Annotated in this window: 10 protein-coding genes; 3 read left to right on the top strand and 7 right to left on the bottom strand. The window is 72.7% G+C overall.

Annotation, left to right across the window (positions count from 1 at the left end; translation table 11 throughout):
- The first annotated feature begins 488 nt into the window (after positions 1-488).
- Positions 489-1,277: a hypothetical protein gene (locus ACFQ7Q_RS08110; protein ID WP_383551203.1), complete on the top strand. Its 789-nt coding sequence runs from the start codon at positions 489-491 to the stop codon at positions 1,275-1,277.
- Between the two features lie 7 nt (positions 1,278-1,284).
- Here ACFQ7Q_RS08110 and ACFQ7Q_RS08115 read toward each other — a convergent pair whose 3' ends face one another.
- Complete coding sequence (locus ACFQ7Q_RS08115) at positions 1,285-2,892, bottom strand: WD40 repeat domain-containing protein (RefSeq protein WP_383551205.1); 1,608 nt, start codon at positions 2,890-2,892, stop codon at positions 1,285-1,287.
- 96 nt (positions 2,893-2,988) lie between these two features.
- Complete coding sequence (locus ACFQ7Q_RS08120; protein WP_383551207.1) at positions 2,989-3,804, bottom strand: GntR family transcriptional regulator; 816 nt, start codon at positions 3,802-3,804, stop codon at positions 2,989-2,991.
- 183 nt (positions 3,805-3,987) lie between these two features.
- Between ACFQ7Q_RS08120 and ACFQ7Q_RS08125 the strand changes: the two genes are divergently transcribed.
- Together ACFQ7Q_RS08125 and ACFQ7Q_RS08130 are read left to right on the top strand one after the other, a co-directional pair.
- Positions 3,988-4,845 (top strand): (2Fe-2S)-binding protein, encoded by an 858-nt coding sequence (locus tag ACFQ7Q_RS08125; protein WP_383551208.1) that lies wholly within the window; start codon positions 3,988-3,990, stop codon positions 4,843-4,845.
- A gap of 205 nt (positions 4,846-5,050) precedes the next feature.
- On the top strand, positions 5,051-6,118 hold the full coding sequence (locus tag ACFQ7Q_RS08130) for a DUF2637 domain-containing protein (protein WP_383551210.1): 1,068 nt from the start codon (positions 5,051-5,053) through the stop codon (positions 6,116-6,118).
- Between the two features lie 34 nt (positions 6,119-6,152).
- Here ACFQ7Q_RS08130 and ACFQ7Q_RS08135 read toward each other — a convergent pair whose 3' ends face one another.
- The 5 genes from ACFQ7Q_RS08135 to ACFQ7Q_RS08155 form a co-directional block, all read right to left on the bottom strand.
- Positions 6,153-6,572, bottom strand: a complete 420-nt coding sequence (locus ACFQ7Q_RS08135) for an ATP-binding protein (RefSeq protein ID WP_383551212.1) — start codon at positions 6,570-6,572, stop codon at positions 6,153-6,155.
- A 92-nt stretch (positions 6,573-6,664) separates the two neighbouring features.
- Positions 6,665-8,659, bottom strand: a complete 1,995-nt coding sequence (locus ACFQ7Q_RS08140; RefSeq protein ID WP_383551214.1) for a calcium-binding protein — start codon at positions 8,657-8,659, stop codon at positions 6,665-6,667.
- A 124-nt stretch (positions 8,660-8,783) separates the two neighbouring features.
- Entirely contained in the window at positions 8,784-10,526 is a 1,743-nt protein-coding gene (locus ACFQ7Q_RS08145) for a pyruvate dehydrogenase (RefSeq protein WP_383551216.1), read from the bottom strand.
- A gap of 27 nt (positions 10,527-10,553) precedes the next feature.
- Positions 10,554-12,005 carry a protein phosphatase 2C domain-containing protein gene (locus ACFQ7Q_RS08150; protein ID WP_383551218.1) on the bottom strand — a complete coding sequence of 484 codons (1,452 nt, stop codon included), beginning with the start codon at positions 12,003-12,005 and terminating at the stop codon, positions 10,554-10,556.
- Positions 12,006-12,114: 109 nt separating this feature from the next.
- Positions 12,115-15,876, bottom strand: coding sequence for a S8 family serine peptidase (locus ACFQ7Q_RS08155; RefSeq protein WP_383551220.1), 3,762 nt, complete (start codon positions 15,874-15,876; stop codon positions 12,115-12,117).
- Between the last annotated feature and the right edge of the window lie 40 nt (positions 15,877-15,916).

The raw sequence follows: 15,916 nt of genomic DNA on the forward strand, positions 1-15,916 counted from the left end.
GTGGGCTTGTGTTGTCCACCCCCCGTATGATTCCGGGGGGGGGGTTTGTGTGGGGGCCGGCCCCCGCGGGGGGGGGGGGGGGGGGGGGTCCGTCTCCGCCCCCCCCCCCCCCCGCCCTGCTTTCCGGGCCCGCCATCCCCCGCCTGGCGGAGGTCGGCCGAGGACCACCCGCTCGGCCCAACGCGGTCGCGCGATCCGTCGAGATTCATCTCTTCGGGGGAACCGGGGAACTGACGGTGCCGAAGGTGACGCCGCAGCTCGACGACCTCGCCCCTCCCGCCGTCCCCGTGCGGGGCGACGGAGCCCAGGCCCGTCGGATCGGTCGCCGAGCGCGACCGGGCGACGCCGTCCGTATACCGGTACGCACCAGGCTCTTGTGAATTGATTCACCTGACCCCTTGGCCCGGCGCACCCGTTCGTGTTGAGATGCGGGCCTGACTCAACAGCTCAATGGCGCGCTCGGGGAGGGCAATGTGGCGGACACCGCCATGTCTGGTTCCGAAACGACGGGTGGCGACGATCCGTCCTCTGCGTACGGCAGGAAGACGCCCATGGAGACGGCCATATGGCGACTCCGCTCACGCGGCTGTTGGACGGACGCGGCCGCTCTGCTCGCACCACGCGCGACCGAACCGGCGGCGGCCCTGGAAAGGGCGGCCCTGCTGATCGAGCGCTGTCTGTACACCGAGAAGGGCTGGGCAGAGGCGGAGGAGGCCCTGCGGGCGGCCGAGGCGGTCGCGCAGAGCGACGAGGAGCGCGGGGCGGCGGCGTGTGAACGCGGCTATCTCGCCTACGCGTCGACACTGCTCGGCGTACGGGACCGGGCCGACGAGGCCACCGCGGCGCTCGGCCGTGCCGCCGCGCTGATCGGGCCCTCGGCCGAAGGGCGTCCGCTGCTGGACTTCCGGCGCGGGCTGATCGCCCAGAACCTCGGTGACTCGCCCCAGGCCGCCCGGGCCGCATTCCGGCGCGCACACGCGGGTGCGACGGACCGGGGGGACACCCTGCTGCTCTCCTCCACCTGGCGCCATCTGGCCGGAATCGCCCTGCGCGAGGGCGAGTTGGCGGAGGCACGGCACGGATTCGCCGAATCGCTGCGGATCCGCGAGGAGCTCGGCTTCCTGGTGGGCACAGCTCCGGCCCTGACCGCCCTCGCGGACACGGAGACGGAGCCGGAGGCGGGCCGACTGCGGGCCGAGGCGGGACGGCTGTTCCGTCTCCTGGGCGGAGTGCCGACCTGGCTCGGCGCCCAACTGTCGCCCCAGCCCGCGACATGACGGTGCCTCACGTCGTCTGACGGCGTCCCTCGTCCAGCCGGAGGAGCGCCTCGTCCATGCCCGCGACCACTCCCCCGTCCGGGGTGATCACCACCGCACGGACGGGTGGGCCGGGGCGGAACGACAGGCGCTCCTTCGTGTCGAGGTGGTGGAGTTCGATCAGGCCGTCGGCCCAGGCGATCGCGAGCGACGGGCCTTCGGGAGTCGGCGCGGCGTGCAACGCCACGACCGGGCAGGGACGTTCGGCCAGGGGCTCGGGGTGCGGGTCCTGGCCGGGGGTCCAGAGCCGTACCGTGCCGTCGAGCCCCCCGCTGCACAGGAAGGGCGTGGGTGGTGCCTCGACCGCGGTGACGGCCGTGACGCGTCCGCTGTGCAGCGCGGCCTGGTGAATGCCCGTCAGACCGAAGGCGTGCACGGATCCGAGCCGGTCGCCCACCACCACGGACCCGCTGATCGCCGCGAGCGCCGTGCCGGGGTGCCGGGTGAGGGTCGCCGCGACGGCCGCGGTGAGCCGCTCCAGGTACGGCGGGCGCGGTCCGGGCAGCCCGCGCACCGTGTGCAGCCGGCCCCGTTCGTCCAGGAGCAGCAGGGTGCCGTCCGGCGCGGGCGCGAGCGTCTTGATACGCCGGGCGGGGCTGGCGAAGGTCTGTCCGGCGGGGGCCGCGTCGGCCGTGCGCAGCAGGTGCACGGCGTCGGTCGGACCCGCGACGAGGAGCCGGTCGCCGATCGTCCCGAGCGCGGTGACGGGTCCCGGCCAGGGCGGCGTCAGATCCCCCCGTACCCGGGTCCACCGCATCCGCCACGGCGCGTCCGCGGCGAGTTCCCGCAGGGCGGGCCGGAGCCGGGGGTCGGCGCCGTCACCGAGGGCGCCGAGCAGCACCAGGGCGCGGTCCTCGGGCTCCTGGTCCCGGCAGAGCGACTGTCCGGCGCGCAGCCAGGCGGATCGCAGACCGCCACGGTCGTCGCCGGAGCCGCCCGTGTAGCCGGCGGTGACGAGCAGCGGGTCGGCCTCGCACACGGCGACGGGATCGGCGAGATCGACCGCCGCGCGTACGAACCGCTCCGCGGCCCGGCCCGCCCGTCGCCGCTCGGCCGCGCCGTCCGTGTCGGCCGGCTCGGGCACGTCCACGACCGTGGCGCGGCGGGCGGCGAGGAGGGTGTGGGCGGGGGTGCCCGTGCGGACCTCGACGACGAGCCGGATCCGGCCCAACTCCGAGAGCTCTCCGATGAGTTCGGCGATCGCCTCCGGCTCCGCCGCTCCGTGCAGGTCCGTCAGGACGAGGAGCGCGCGGCGGGCTTCGGTGGTGGCGAGGACCTGGACCAGTTCGCCGGGTGTCCGAGCCACGACGCCGAGGCGGTTCGCGATCGTCCAGGCCGTACCGAGCGCGCTCTGCCCGGCGAGCGGGATCAGTTCGCGCGTCGTTCGCCTGCGGCGCGCCCCGGAGCGGGCGCCGTGCGCGGCGAGCCAGGAGAGGAGTGCGGACTTGCCTCGGAGGGGATCACCGGTGACCAGGCAGAGCCGGGGCGCGTCCGGGTCGGTGAGCCAGCCGAGCAGGGCCGCCGCCTGGGCCTCCGTACCGGCGGCGGGGCGCCCCCCGCGGGCGGATCCGGTCACGGGCGCCGTCCCCGTGCCGGGGACGGAGTCGCGGACGGCATGGGACACCTCACGGACGGCGCTGTGCGAGCGGGCTGACGGCAACGACCTTAGTCGTCAGCCCTGCGATCCGGTGAAGTGCTCCCGTACGAGTGACTGCACGACGGTGAGATCCTGGGCGATGAGCGCGTCGAGGAGGGCGGTGTGTTCCGCCGCGTCCGCGACCAGTTCGCCGTGGCGGGTCGCCGGGGCGCTCATCAGGGGCCACTGGGAGCGGCGGTGGAGGTCGTCGGCGACGGCGAGCAGCTGTTCGTTCCCGGCCAGGGAGAGGACGGCGCGGTGGAAGGCGCGGTCGGTCTCGGCGTAGTGGGCGCGGTCGCCGCGGGCGGCGGCTGCCGAGGTGGCCTCGGCGAGGGGACGGAGCTCGGACCAGCGGGCGGCCGGGACCGTACGGGCCAGGCGGAGCATGACCGGGATCTCGATGAGCGCCCGGACCTCCGCGAGTTCGGCGAGTTCGCGCGGGGTGCGTTCGGTGACGCGGAAGCCGCGGTTCGGCACCACCTCGACGGCGCCTTCGGTCGCCAGTCGCTGCATCGCCTCGCGGACGGGGGTCGCCGATACGCCGAAGCGTTCGGCGAGCACGGGGGCGGAGTAGACCTCGCCGGGGACGAGTTCGCCGCCGACGAGGGCGGTGCGCAGGGCCTGGAGGATCTGCCCGCGCACGGAGTGGCGCCGGACGGGACGGGGGACGAGCCCGGGCGCGGGCGGCTCGCTGTGGGTGTGCTCGCCGCGGGCGGGCGCGGAGGGGGACTCCGAGGGGTGCGCCGGGGGTACGGACCTGCCGCCGCGCGCCTGTCCGGGGACCCGTACGGCGTCGCCGAACGGAGGGTACGGCTCCTGTCGCGCCCGCTCGCGCGCTCTGCCCTGCTCCACCCGGGTCCTCCTGCGGGGTCGTGCCGGGCCCGGCTCGCGATACCGGTGCCCCCTGTGCACCATATGCGAGACAGGACCGCATCGGGGGGTTCGGGGCTTGCCCACCGGACGGTAGGGGCAAACTTCGATCGCGTCGGGTAAGGTAAGGCTAACCTGCTAACGATCGCGATTCGGTGGTCCCGTATGGCCGTCCCCGCTCTGCTCCCCGCCCCCTTCACCTCGCCTGTCGCGGCTTCGTACGCCCGCCTCGGCGAGGTGTTCTCCGGCCTGCGGATAGAGGAGCTGGACCAGGCCGGCAGTGCGCCCAGAGGCGGCGGCTGGGTCGGCGCGGACGAGCTGGCGGCCGGGGGCCCCGCGCTGGACGCCTTCCTCGCCTGGGACAACGCCCAGGTGCTGCGCGACTACGGGCAGCAGGCCCGCCCCGACGTGGTCGCCAGCTTCGGACTGCACCGGTACGCCTGGCCTGCCTGCCTCCTGGTCACGGTCCCCTGGTTCCTGCACCGCCGGGTTCCCCGGATGCCCGTCCGGAACGTCGCCTTCCAGCGCGCCCTGGGCCGGATGACCGTCCGCGTCGAGGAGTTCGCCTGCCTCCCGGACGATCCCGCCGCCACTCTGCCCGGCGCCCGGGTCGTCCCTGACGAGGAGGCGCTGCGCGCCGAGGTCCGGGCCTCGCTCGCCGAGCACTTCGAGTCCGTCCTGGCCGGCTTCGGACCGCGGATGCGGCGTGGGCGGCGGGCACTGTGGGGCATGGCGACGGACGAGATCGTCGAGGGCCTCTGGTACATCGCGGCGCTGCTCGGCGAGGAGGAGCGGGGGATGCGCGAGCTGGATCTGCTGATGCCGGGCACGGCCAAGCCGTACGCCGGCGCCGCCGGCTTCCGCGAGCTCGCCGGTTCCGTGGACGCCGACGGAACGACCCGCTCCACCCGGGACCGGGCGACGTGCTGCTTCTTCTACACATTGCGCCCCGAGGACACGTGCATGACGTGTCCGCGCACCTGCGACGCCGAGCGGGTCCGTCGGCTCGCGGCCACCGCCTGACCCTCCCGTGGGATTACGCCACCCGCAGGGGTGGCGTAAATCGAACGCAACTCCCTTGATCCGCGCGACCGTTCGACCAGATGGCACCTATTCGTATGCTGTGCGGTCCCAATGGCGTGCTCTTGCCGCGAAACCCCTTGTGGGCCCTCCGAGGTCGGCCAGTATGGGCGGCCGAAAGGCCCTACTGCGATGCAAGGGACACCGCATGAGACTGACCGACATATCGCTGGACTGGCTGCTTCCGGGTGGCGTCATGGTGGCCGGAGTCCTGACGGCGGTGGCGGTGCTCGCGCGCGGCAAGCGCGCCGGTGACCAGGCCGCGGCCGAGGACTCCTGGGAGCGCAGCGAGGAACGCCGCAGACGCAAGGAAGCCGTCTACGGGACCGCCTCCTACGTCCTGCTCTTCTGCTGTGCGGCCGTCGCCGCCGCACTCTCCTTCCACGGACTCGTCGGCTTCGGCCGGCAGAACCTCAGCCTCACCGGGGGCTGGGAGTACCTCGTCCCCTTCGGCCTCGACGGCGCGGCGATGTTCTGCTCGGTCCTCGCCGTCCGCGAGGCCAGCCACGGTGACGCGGCTCTCGGCTCGCGCCTCCTCGTGTGGACGTTCGCGGGCGCGGCGGCCTGGTTCAACTGGGTCCACGCCCCTCGCGGCCTGGGCCACGCGGGCGCCCCGCAGTTCTTCGCGGGCATGTCCCTCTCGGCGGCGGTCCTCTTCGACCGGGCCCTCAAGCAGACCCGCCGGGCGGCGCTGCGCGAGCAGGGCCTGGTGCCCCGCCCGCTGCCGCAGATCCGGATCGTGCGGTGGCTGAGGGCGCCCAGGGAGACCTTCGCGGCCTGGTCGCTGATGCTGCTCGAAGGCGTGCGCACGCTCGACGAGGCGGTCGACGAGGTCCGCGAGGACCGTCGCGAGAAGCAGCAGAACCGGCTGCGCAGGCGCGATCAGGAGAAACTCGACCGGGCCAGGCTGCGGGCGATCAACCGGCAGCACCGGGCTTTCGGGCTCGGCCGCGGCGGCGGCCGTCAGGTCGAGATGCCGGCGCTGAACTCCGGCGCGGGATCCGCGGGCTCCGCGACGGCGTCCGTGGGGACACCCGTCGCGGAGCCGGCCATAGCGGACCCCGGACAGCTGCCGCTTCGACACCGGCCCTCCCTCCAGGCCGTGGGTACTGAGCCGCGGACGGTGGATCTCACCGCCGAGGACGACACCCAGGCGCTGCCACGGCTCGACTCCCTGGAACGCAAACTCAAGGACCTCGAGCAGCAGTTCGGCTGAGATCGGGAGAACACACGAACGGCGGGGCCGGCTGTCAGGCGGCCCCGCCGTTCAGTTCGAACCACACCACCTTGCCCACGCCGTGGTCCTCGACCCCCCAGGAGTCGGCGAGTTCCTGGACCAGGACGAGGCCCCGCCCGTGCGTACCGTCGTCGGCGACCGGTACCCACGGCTCGGGCAGTCCGGAGACGAAGTCGCGCACTTCGACCCGGAGGCTGTCGGGGACGACGGTCGCGGTGACGACCGCGCCGTGGTCCGTGTGGATCAGCGCATTGGTGACCAGCTCACTGGTGAGCAGCTCCGCCACGTCGGAGGCCCCGGGCCCGCCCCACTTCCGCAGCATCGCCCGTAACGCATGACGCACCTCCGGCACCGCGGTGAGATCCGCGCATCCCACCTTCCTGAGCAGTTGAGTCGGCTGTCTCGCCTCCCCGGCCATAACCCCCACCCACATATCGGAACGACTCGCCTCGAACAGGCTCACGGGGATGCATGCCCCACCGACCGTCCCGCATTCATGCCGGAGCGTCACCGAACGGACATGGCCTACGGGCAGCTGTTGCGGGTGTCTCCCGCGTCGGTCGTGCAGGTGTCGAAGCCGAGGCCCCCGAACGCCTGGTCGTTTCCGGTGACGCCGTCCCTGGTGTCGAGGTTGTCGTTTCCGGAGTCGCCGTTGAGGCGGTCGTTGCCGCTCTGGCCGATCAGCCGGTCGCCGCCGTTGCCACCGTTGACCACGTCGTTGCCGGGCCCGGCGTGGACCGTGTCGTTGCCGCCGCCTCCGTTGACGGTGTCGTTGCCGCTGAGTGCGCAGATCACGTCGTTGCCGAAGGTGCCGGTGAGCGTCTCGCCGGTGCTCCTGCCGATGATCGTGCAGCCGCGGGCGTTGTTCACCGTGGTGGTCGCGGTGGCGGTGTTGTTCGCCGGGACCGGATCGGCCTCGGCCGCCGTCGTCGTCACCCGGTCGGTCAGGGTGCCGGTGGCCCGCGGTTCGGCGACCACGGTGACGATGGCGGTGGCGCCGGGGGCGATCGCGCCCAGGGCGCAGGTCATGGTGGTGGCGTTCACGGTGCAGGGGCCGCCCTGGCCGGGCGTGGCCGACAGCAGGGTGCCGGAGGCGCCGGTGAGGGTGTCGGAGACGGATACCCCGGTGGCGGTGGCGGTGGTGCTTCGGTTGGTCACCCGGACCGTGTACGTGGCCTGGTCACCGATGCTGATGGTGGCGGGTCCGGTCTTGGTGACCGCCAGGTCCACGGTGGGCGGCACGGGCGTGCCGGTGACCGAGTAGCGGGCCACCGCGTGGTTGTCGCTGCCGTTGCCGGCGACGACGATCCTGCCGTCGGTCTGCAGGGCCACCGCGCGGCCCTCGTCCCAGTTGCCCTCGAAGTCGGTGGTCACCCGGCCGTCGCCGCCGCCGAAGTCGCTGTCCAGGGTGCCGGCCGTGGTGAACCGGGCGAGGGCGAAGTCGCCGTTGGCGACGCCCGCGACGACGATCTTGTCGTCGTCCTGGAGCGCCATGTCGTGCCCCGTGGCGCCGTTGCCGCCGAAGCCGGTGGTCACCGTGCCGTCCCCGGCGAAGGTCGGGTCCAGGTCGCCGTTCCCGTCGTAACGGGCCACCGCGAACTGGGTGCTGACACCGGTCCCGTGGGACCCGGCCGCGACGATCTTGCCGCCGGCCGCGAGCTCCACGCCCTCGACCGCGTTGCCGAACGGGGTCGACACCTGGCCGTTGTCACCGAAGGTCGCGTCCCGGCCGCCGAACTCCATGTAGAGGCGCACCAGGCCGAATCCGGCCGGGCTGGAGCCGCCCGCGATGATCGTCTCGCCGCCGTACACGGCCAGGGAGTGGATCGCCGAGTCGCCGCCGGCGAACGGGAAGACGGCCTTGCCCGAGTTGTCGTCGCCGAAGACGTCCAGGCCCCCGGAGGCGGTCAGGCGGGTCACCATGGCGTCGCCACCGTAGGAACCGCCGATGAGGATGTTGTCGTCGGTCCCCATCAGCACCGCGTTGCCGATGGTGGGGACGGTCCCGCCGAAGCTGGTGACGACCTTGCCGTCGCCGTCGAAGGTGGTGTCCAGCGAGCCGTCCGCGTTGTAGCGGGCCGCCGCGAGCTGGGGCCGGCCGCCGTCGGCGGTGTCGCTGCGGCCCACCGCGACGATCTTGCCGGGGCCCGCCAGGGTCAGGGCGTGGGCCTCGTCGTCGGTGGAGCCGCCGAAGTCGGTGTGGACGATGCCGTCTCCGCCACCGAAGGTGGTGTCCAGGGTGCCGTCGGGGTTGTAGCGCACCAGGATGAAGTCGTTGGGGCCGTCGAAGTCGAAGCCGATGCCGAGCGTGACGATCTTGCCGTCCGGCTGGATCACCACGTCCCGGCTGTCCTCGATGGCGGCGGTGTCGGTGATGACCTTGCCGTCGCCGCTGAAGGTGGGGTCCAGATCGCCGGGGGCGGCGGTCGCCGCTCCGGGCAGGCTCACGAGCAGCGCGAGGGCCGCCGCGCTCACCGTGGCGATGCGCCCGGCCCGGCGCAAGGGGGAATGGAGGGACATGAGAGAGCACTCCGTCTGTCGGTACATGGGGCACACAGCTTTCTGCGGCGCCGGTGCCTTCCGGGTCACGGCATGACGGGGCTGCGCCCACTGGACCCCGGGTTCCACCCCCAGGAGTGAGGCGTCAGGGACGGGGCACGTTGCGGAGGTTGGAGCGGGCCATCTGGAGCATGCGGCCGACGCCGCCGTCCAGGACGATCTTGCCCGCGGAGAGGGCGAACCCGGACACCATCTCGCGGCTGATCTTCGGCGGGATGGAGAGGGCATTGGGGTCGGTGACGACGTCGACGAGCGCCGGGCCCTTGTGCTTGAAGGCGTCCTTGAGGGCGCCCGCGAGCTGCTTGGGCTTCTCGACGCGGACGCCGTAGGCGCCGGCCGCCCGGGCGATCGCGGCGAAGTCGGGGTTGCGGTTGGTCGTCCCGTACGAAGGGAGTCCGGCCACCAGCATCTCCAACTCCACCATGGAGAGCGAGGAGTTGTTGAAAAGCACGATCTTCACGGGCAGGTCGTACTGGACCAGGGTGAGGAAGTCGCCCATCAGCATGGTGAATCCGCCGTCTCCGGACATCGAGATCACCTGACGGGAGCGGTCCGTGAACTGCGCGCCGATGGCCTGCGGCAGGGCGTTGGCCATCGAGCCGTGCGAGAACGACCCGATGATGCGGCGGCGCCCGTTCGGCGAGATGTAGCGCGCGGCCCAGACGTTGCACATACCGGTGTCGACGGTGAACACGGCGTCGTCGTCGGCGAGTTCGTCCAGGACGGAGGCGACGTACTCGGGATGGATCGGGACGTGCTTCTCGACCTTGCGGGTGTACGCCTTGACGACACCTTCGAGCGAGTCGGCGTGCTTCTTCAGCATCCGGTCGAGGAAGCGGCGGTCGGTCTTGGCGCGCACGCGCGGGGTGATGCAGCGCAGGGTCTCCCGTACGTCACCCCAGACGGCGAGGTCGAGCGTGGAGCGGCGGCCGAGGCGTTCCGGCCTGACGTCCACCTGCACGATCGACACGTCGTCGGGCAGGAAGGCGTTGTACGGGAAGTCCGTCCCGAGCAGGATCAGCAGGTCGCACTCGTGGGTCGCCTCGTAGGCGGCGCCGTAGCCGAGCAGACCGCTCATGCCGACGTCGAACGGATTGTCGTACTGGATCCATTCCTTGCCGCGCAGCGCGTGCCCGACGGGCGACTTCACGCGCTCGGCGAACTGCATCACCTCGGCATGGGCGCCGGCCGTGCCGCTGCCGCAGAACAGGGTCACCCGATCGGCCGCGTCGATCATCCGCACCAGGGCGTCGATCTCGGCGTCCCCCGGACGGACGGTGGGCCGGGAGGTGACCAGCGCGGTCTCCCACGCCTTCTCCGGGGCGGGCTCGGAGGCGATGTCGCCGGGCAGCGAGACGACGCTGACTCCGCCCTGTCCGACGGCGTGCTGGATGGCCGTCTGGACCAGTCGGGGCATCTGCTTCGGGTTGGAGATCAGCTCGCTGTAGTGGCTGCATTCGGAGAAGAGCCGGTCGGGGTGGGTCTCCTGGAAGTAGCCGAGTCCGATCTCGCTCGACGGGATGTGCGAGGCGAGCGCCAGGACGGGGGCCATCGAGCGGTGGGCGTCGTACAGGCCGTTGATGAGGTGGAGATTGCCGGGGCCGCAGGAGCCGGCGCAGGCCGTGAGCCGGCCGGTGATCTGTGCCTCGGCCCCGGCCGCGAACGCGGCGACCTCCTCGTGCCGGACCTGGATCCAGTCGATGTCGCGGGTGCGACGGATGGCGTCGACGACGGGGTTCAGACTGTCGCCGACGACTCCGTACAGCCGCTGGACGCCCGCCCGGACGAGGATGTCGACGAACTGTTCTGCGACATTCTGTTTGGCCATGCGTCCATCAACACATGGGCCGAAGCGTTACGCCTCCCAGACGGCCACGCCCGTACGGTCATCGGCGTACCCCTTCACCCTGAGCTGTACGTCGGCGAGGAACGCGGCGAGCCCGGGCGGCTCGGGGGCGGCCCAGCGCTCGGCGAGCTCCTCGGCGAGGGCGGGCTCGCCGCGCATCGGCTCGGCGAGTCCGTTCGACGCGAGGAGGAGGGTGTCGCCGGGGCGGGCGACCGAGGCACGGAAGCGGAACGGTTCGGCGGGAGGGCGCGAGCGAACCGAGCCGGGGGTCCCCTCGGCCGGAGGCTGGGGTTGTTCCTCCGCGAACGGGGCGCCCGGAGGGCCGGTGACGCCGAGTCTCATGGTGTGGCGGTCACCCTCCTCCGTCTCGGCGGGAGGCGAGCCGAAGCCGACGACGGGTGCACCGCCGAGCGCGGCCGGTTCGGGGATCAGCGGCTCTATGTCCTGCCAGGCGCCGTCGCGGAGCCGGAAGAGCCCGCCGCGGCCGATGCCGAAGAAGACGCGGGTGCGGCAGTCCGGATCGGCGGAGAGGAGCAGACAGCGCAGGCTCGCGGTGTACTCCTCGGGCTCCACGCCCAGTTCGGCGGCGCGGGCACGGAGTCTGCCGAAGGTGCGGTCGGTGAGGCGGTGGAGCCCCGACTTCAGGTCTCCGCGGCGGCCGGCCCTGATGTCCTCGGAGAGCCGGGCGTGGCTGCGGCCGACGGCCTCGCCGATCCAGCGGCAGGCGTCGGCGGCGGCGAGATGGGCGGCGTCGGCGGTACGGGCGCCGCCGGCCACGGCGACGAGGACGAGCGCCGCCTCGGCGTGGCCGAAGCGGGCGGTGAGCAGGGCGTCTCTTCGTGGGTCGCCGCGATAGCGGGCGGAGTCGCCGCGCAGGGAGGCGGCTCGCAGGGTGTAGGCGCCGTAGCGGGCCCCGTCGAGGACGGTGTCGGCGACGAGATCGAGGAGTTCGTCGGGCCGGGCGGCGGGCAGCGCGGTGGGCTCGGGCTCGTAGGTGGGCGGTCTGCTGCCGATGTGGGCGGTACGGGGTCGGGGCACGGTCGGGCGGGTGGCGTCCGGGACGGTGTCGCCGTCCGGCCGCTCGGACAAGGGGCGCTGCTCCGGCGCGGGCGAGGCCGCAGCGGCGGGCGGGGCGGTGGGATCCGGCGGCGCGGGTGGCGCGTCCGGCGGAGGCGGCACCGCTTCGGGCGCCCGCCCGGCGGGCGTCGGGGGCAAAGGCGGGGCGACCGGGGCCGGTGGCTGCGGTGACGCCGGTGGTGGCGGGAAGGCGCGGGGGCCGGGGGCCGGATCGTCGAGGGGCTCCCAGGGGGCCCGGGGCGGCGGCTGCTGCGCCCCCGGGCGAGTCGCCTGTGACGCCGAGTCGAAGCGGTCGTCGAGTGTGTCACCCGTCGCGTTCGGCACCGTGTCCGGTGCCGCGTCGTCGTAGAGCTTGTCCCACCAGTTGTCCCCCTGCTGAGTCATGCCCTTATTGTCCACCGCGCAGGCAGCCAGAAAACGGGACATGACGAAAAAGGGGGTCCGCCGGACGACCCCACCCCCCACGGGAAGGACGTCCGGCGGACCGGCGTGATCAGCGCACGTCGTAAGCGCGGACCACGGTCTGGGTGACGGAGTTGCCGTTGGCGTCCGTCAGTTCGGTCTTCAGGGTGACCGGCTTGCCGGCCGCGCCCGCGTGGTTCACGGTCGCGGTCCACACACCGCCCTGCTGCGAGACCTGCGCCTCCGTCCAGGTCGTGCCTCCGTCATAGGAGTACGAGAGCCTGGCCGAGGTGAGCGCGGCCACCTGATAGGCCGCGTGACCCGTCGCGGTGAGGCCGATCTTCTGGCCGTCGGTCGCGGCGAGGGTCTTGAGTCCGTCCTCCGGAAGGGTGTACCGGGGGAAGAGAATCGGGATGCCTTGAGAGTAGACGCTCTCGTCGGCCTGAGAGGTGAATTTCCAGACCGAGTTGACGGAAGTGGAGCGGTTCCACACCTTGCTGCCGATCTTCATCGTCCGCTGTTCGAGCGTGTACGTGCCGCGCTCGGACGGGACTTCGAAGACTCCGAACGGCCATCCGGTCTCGCCGAGGACCTCGCCGTCCTTGCTCAGCGTCAGTCCGCCGATGTCACCGAACGAACCCTGCTCGGCGTGGTGGGTGCTGTCGCCCCACATCGAGTTGGCGAAGCCGATGAGGTTGCCCTGGCGCTCGGCGACGAGGACCGGCTTGCCGGCCGCGTCGCGCGGGGCGGTCGGGGCGACGACGCCGTCGTACCAGCGCTCGGTGCGCTTCTCCCCCGCCTTGTAGGCGCGCTTGGACCCGATCATGAACTCGCCGAACGGGAAGCTGGAGGACAGCATCTGGTCCCACCGGGTGTCCCCGGGCGTGTAGTACTCGGTCCGGGTGCCCGGCGCGGGGACCGGCTCGATGGCTCCGAAGTAGACGGACGTGCCGTTGGGACGGTACGCGGCCGCGTTGTCGATGAAGTCGGTGGCCACGCCCATGGAGCCGTAGGTGGACTCGGTGCGGCCCAACTCGCCGTCCCGGACCCGGTAGGTCCTGTCGTCGCGGATCGAACCGGCCTCGGGGAAGGCCAGGTTGTAGAGGTACGGGCTCTTCGCCGTGGCCTTCCAGGAGAGGGTGACCTCGCCGGCGGCGAGCTTGGCGAGCAGTGCGGCGCCCTCGGCGGAGTCGACGGCGAGGACCGGGAACCCGGCTCCCGTGAAGCCGGCCGTCGGGTACCAGCGGGCGGTCGAGGTGCGGTACGCGAGGACCGCGACGGCTCCCTCGGCCTTGGCGTTCCGGGCGACCGTGGCCGCGTTGGTGGAGGTGTCCGGGAAGCGGACCAGGGCGACGCGGCCCCGGACGCCGGCGGCCTTCAGCTCCTCGGGGGTTCCGGTCCCCGCGTCGACGAGCCGGGCGGAGCCGGTGCCGTCGAGGTTGTCCGAGCCGAGGGAGGCGGTGACCGGGTGCAGGACGGTGCCGTCGCCCGTCTTCAGCTCGGAGATCTGCGGGGCGACGGTGCGCCAGTAGCTGCCGAACTCGAAGTCGCCCTCGTCCGCGCGTCCTTCGACCGAGGCGTAGTAGCCGCGGATCGAGCGCACACCGGCGGCCGAGCCGGAGTGCATCCAGGTGTCGTCCCAGGAGCGGGAGAACGCCAGGGTGGTGCCGCGCTGCTCACCGGGCTTGTCGGTCCTCACCGACAGCTTGTGGGCCTTGCGGGCGTCGAGGACGACGGTGGTGTCCTTCTTCACCTCGATCTGCGGGCGGGCCAGGTAGCTGAGCGAGTCGTTCAGCGTGGCGCCCTCGCCCGTGTCGCCGGTGGTGACGAAGGAGGTGAGGAAGTAGCTGCCGGGCCGCACCTGGAAGACCTGGTCGGCGGCGCCCTCGTTGAAGCGGCGCTCGCCGCTGGCGTCGTCGGTGCCGATGAGGTCCAGGGACGAGGCGCCGGCGGCGGGCTTGCCCTGACGGTCGATCAGCTTGACCCGCAGGGTGACCGTCTCGGGCTGGACGTAGAGCGAGAACGGCGTCGAGACGTGGATTCCGCCGGGTCCGGTGGCGACCACACGGCCGGTGACGTCGCCGTACTGGGCGCGCTCCAGTTGGGCGGCCGGGTCCAGGTGCAGCGGGACCTCGACGGTCGCGCCGGCCGGGACGGTGACCGTGTGCTTGGCGAGGCGGGCGACGGAGGACCGGACGCGTGAGCCGTCGTTTCCGGTGACCTTCTCGACGGCGAGCGTCAGGGTGACCGCCTTGTCGGAGGTGTTGCTGTAGGGGACGGAGACCGAGGTGCGGTCGCTGTCGTCCTGGGGCCAGTCGAAGGTGCCGCCCTGGACGGCGTCGGCGCCGAGGACCGTCTGGTCGATCGCGGCCTTGACGTCGAGGCGGCCGCCACCGACCTCGCGTACGTCGCCGGGGACGGAGGTCGCGGCGGAGGAGACGAGCGCGGCCTTGATCTGCTGGGCCGTCCAGTCTGGGTGGCGCTGCTTGACGATGGCGGCGGCGCCCGCGACGTGCGGCGTGGCCATCGACGTACCGGACATGGCCTGGTACGCGTACACGCCCCGGCCGCCGGCCGCTGCGGCGGAGATGCCGACGCCGGGGGCGGCGATCTCCGGCTTGAGGGTGTGGCCGAGGGTCGTCGGGCCGCGGCTGGAGAAGTACGCGGTGGAGTCGTCGCGGTCGGTGGCGCCGACGGTGAGGACGCTCGGGGCGCAGCCGGGCGAGGAGACCGTGTTGAGCGAGGGGCCGGTGTTGCCGGCGGCGACGACGAACAACGTGCCCTCGTTCTGGGCGAGTTCCTCGGCGGCGATGCTCATCGGGTCGGTGCAGTCGGTCTCGGAGGGGTTGCCGAGGCTCATGGAGACGACGTCGGCGCCCTGGGCGACGGCCCATTCCATGCCGGCGATGATCCAGGACGTCGCGCCGGAACCGGAGTCGTTGAGGACCTTGCCGTTGAGGAGCTCGGCGCCGGGCGCGACGCCCTTCATCCTGCCGCCGCTCGCCGCGCCGGAGCCGCCGACGGTGGAGATGGTGTGGGTGCCGTGGCCCTGGCGGTCGTCGGCGCTGTCGGAGTCGGTGAAGTTCTCCGAGGCGACGACCCGGCCCTTGAGGTCGGGGTGCTCGACGTCGGCGCCGGTGTCGAGGACGGCGACCTTGGTGCCCTTGCCATCGAAGCCCGCGGCCCAGGCCTCGGGGGCGTGGACCTGCTTGGTCGAACGCTCCAGGGTGGCCTCGACCTTGCGGTCGAGCCAGAGCTTCTTCAGACCGGAGGCGGAGCGGGCGGCGGGAGCGTTCACGTCCGCCCAGAACGCCGCGGCCTGCTTCTTGTCGGCCTTGAGGGCGACGCCGTCGACGGCCTTGAGGACCTGCCCGCGCTGGGCGCCGCGCGGGGCGGCCGGGACGGAGCGGGCGAGGTCGGAGCCGTAGACCGCGATCAGGGGGAGCGTCTTGGTGCCGGCGTCGTCGTAACCCTGCCGGATCAGGCCGGTGACGTTGAAGAGCTCCTCGTCGACACGGCCCGCGGCGAGGGCGGTGGTGGCGCCCTCGGGGTAGACGTACAGGTCCTGTCCCGAGCGACGGGTCTGGACGAAGGGCACCGTCCCGTCCTCGCGGGGCAGCGCGGCGGCGGCCGGGTTACCGGCGGCGTCGCGGGTGACGAGGACCCGGTCACCCGTGACCAGCGTGACGGTGGCGGCCCGCTCCCCGGCGCGGGCCTGAGCCTCGCTGCCGACCAGCGGTCGATTGCCGGTCGTGTCGTCCTGCGGCGCGGCTGCCGTGGACGGCGCGACCGCGGTGACGGCCAGGACGGCGGCGGTCGCCGCCCCCAGGGCCGTACGCGAAATCGGGCGCATCGCTCTCCCCATCTGATTCCGGGCATAGGTAGGCAAAAGG

Origin of the sequence: Streptomyces sp. NPDC056527 (assembly GCF_042794475.1) — a bacterium.
Classification (GTDB): domain Bacteria; phylum Actinomycetota; class Actinomycetes; order Streptomycetales; family Streptomycetaceae; genus Streptomyces.

Excerpts from the sequence above, each read along its gene's own strand:
- ACFQ7Q_RS08110 (WP_383551203.1), top strand. The coding sequence starts at position 489 with ATGTCTGGTTCCGAAACGACGGGTGGCGACGATCCGTCCTCTGCGTAC.
- ACFQ7Q_RS08125 (WP_383551208.1), top strand. The coding sequence starts at position 3,988 with ATGGCCGTCCCCGCTCTGCTCCCCGCCCCCTTCACCTCGCCTGTCGCG.
- ACFQ7Q_RS08130 (WP_383551210.1), top strand. The coding sequence starts at position 5,051 with ATGAGACTGACCGACATATCGCTGGACTGGCTGCTTCCGGGTGGCGTC.
- ACFQ7Q_RS08135 (WP_383551212.1), bottom strand. The coding sequence starts at position 6,572 with ATGTGGGTGGGGGTTATGGCCGGGGAGGCGAGACAGCCGACTCAACTG.
- ACFQ7Q_RS08140 (WP_383551214.1), bottom strand. The coding sequence starts at position 8,659 with ATGTCCCTCCATTCCCCCTTGCGCCGGGCCGGGCGCATCGCCACGGTG.
- ACFQ7Q_RS08145 (WP_383551216.1), bottom strand. The coding sequence starts at position 10,526 with ATGGCCAAACAGAATGTCGCAGAACAGTTCGTCGACATCCTCGTCCGG.
- ACFQ7Q_RS08150 (WP_383551218.1), bottom strand. The coding sequence starts at position 12,005 with ATGACTCAGCAGGGGGACAACTGGTGGGACAAGCTCTACGACGACGCG.
- ACFQ7Q_RS08155 (WP_383551220.1), bottom strand. The coding sequence starts at position 15,876 with ATGCGCCCGATTTCGCGTACGGCCCTGGGGGCGGCGACCGCCGCCGTC.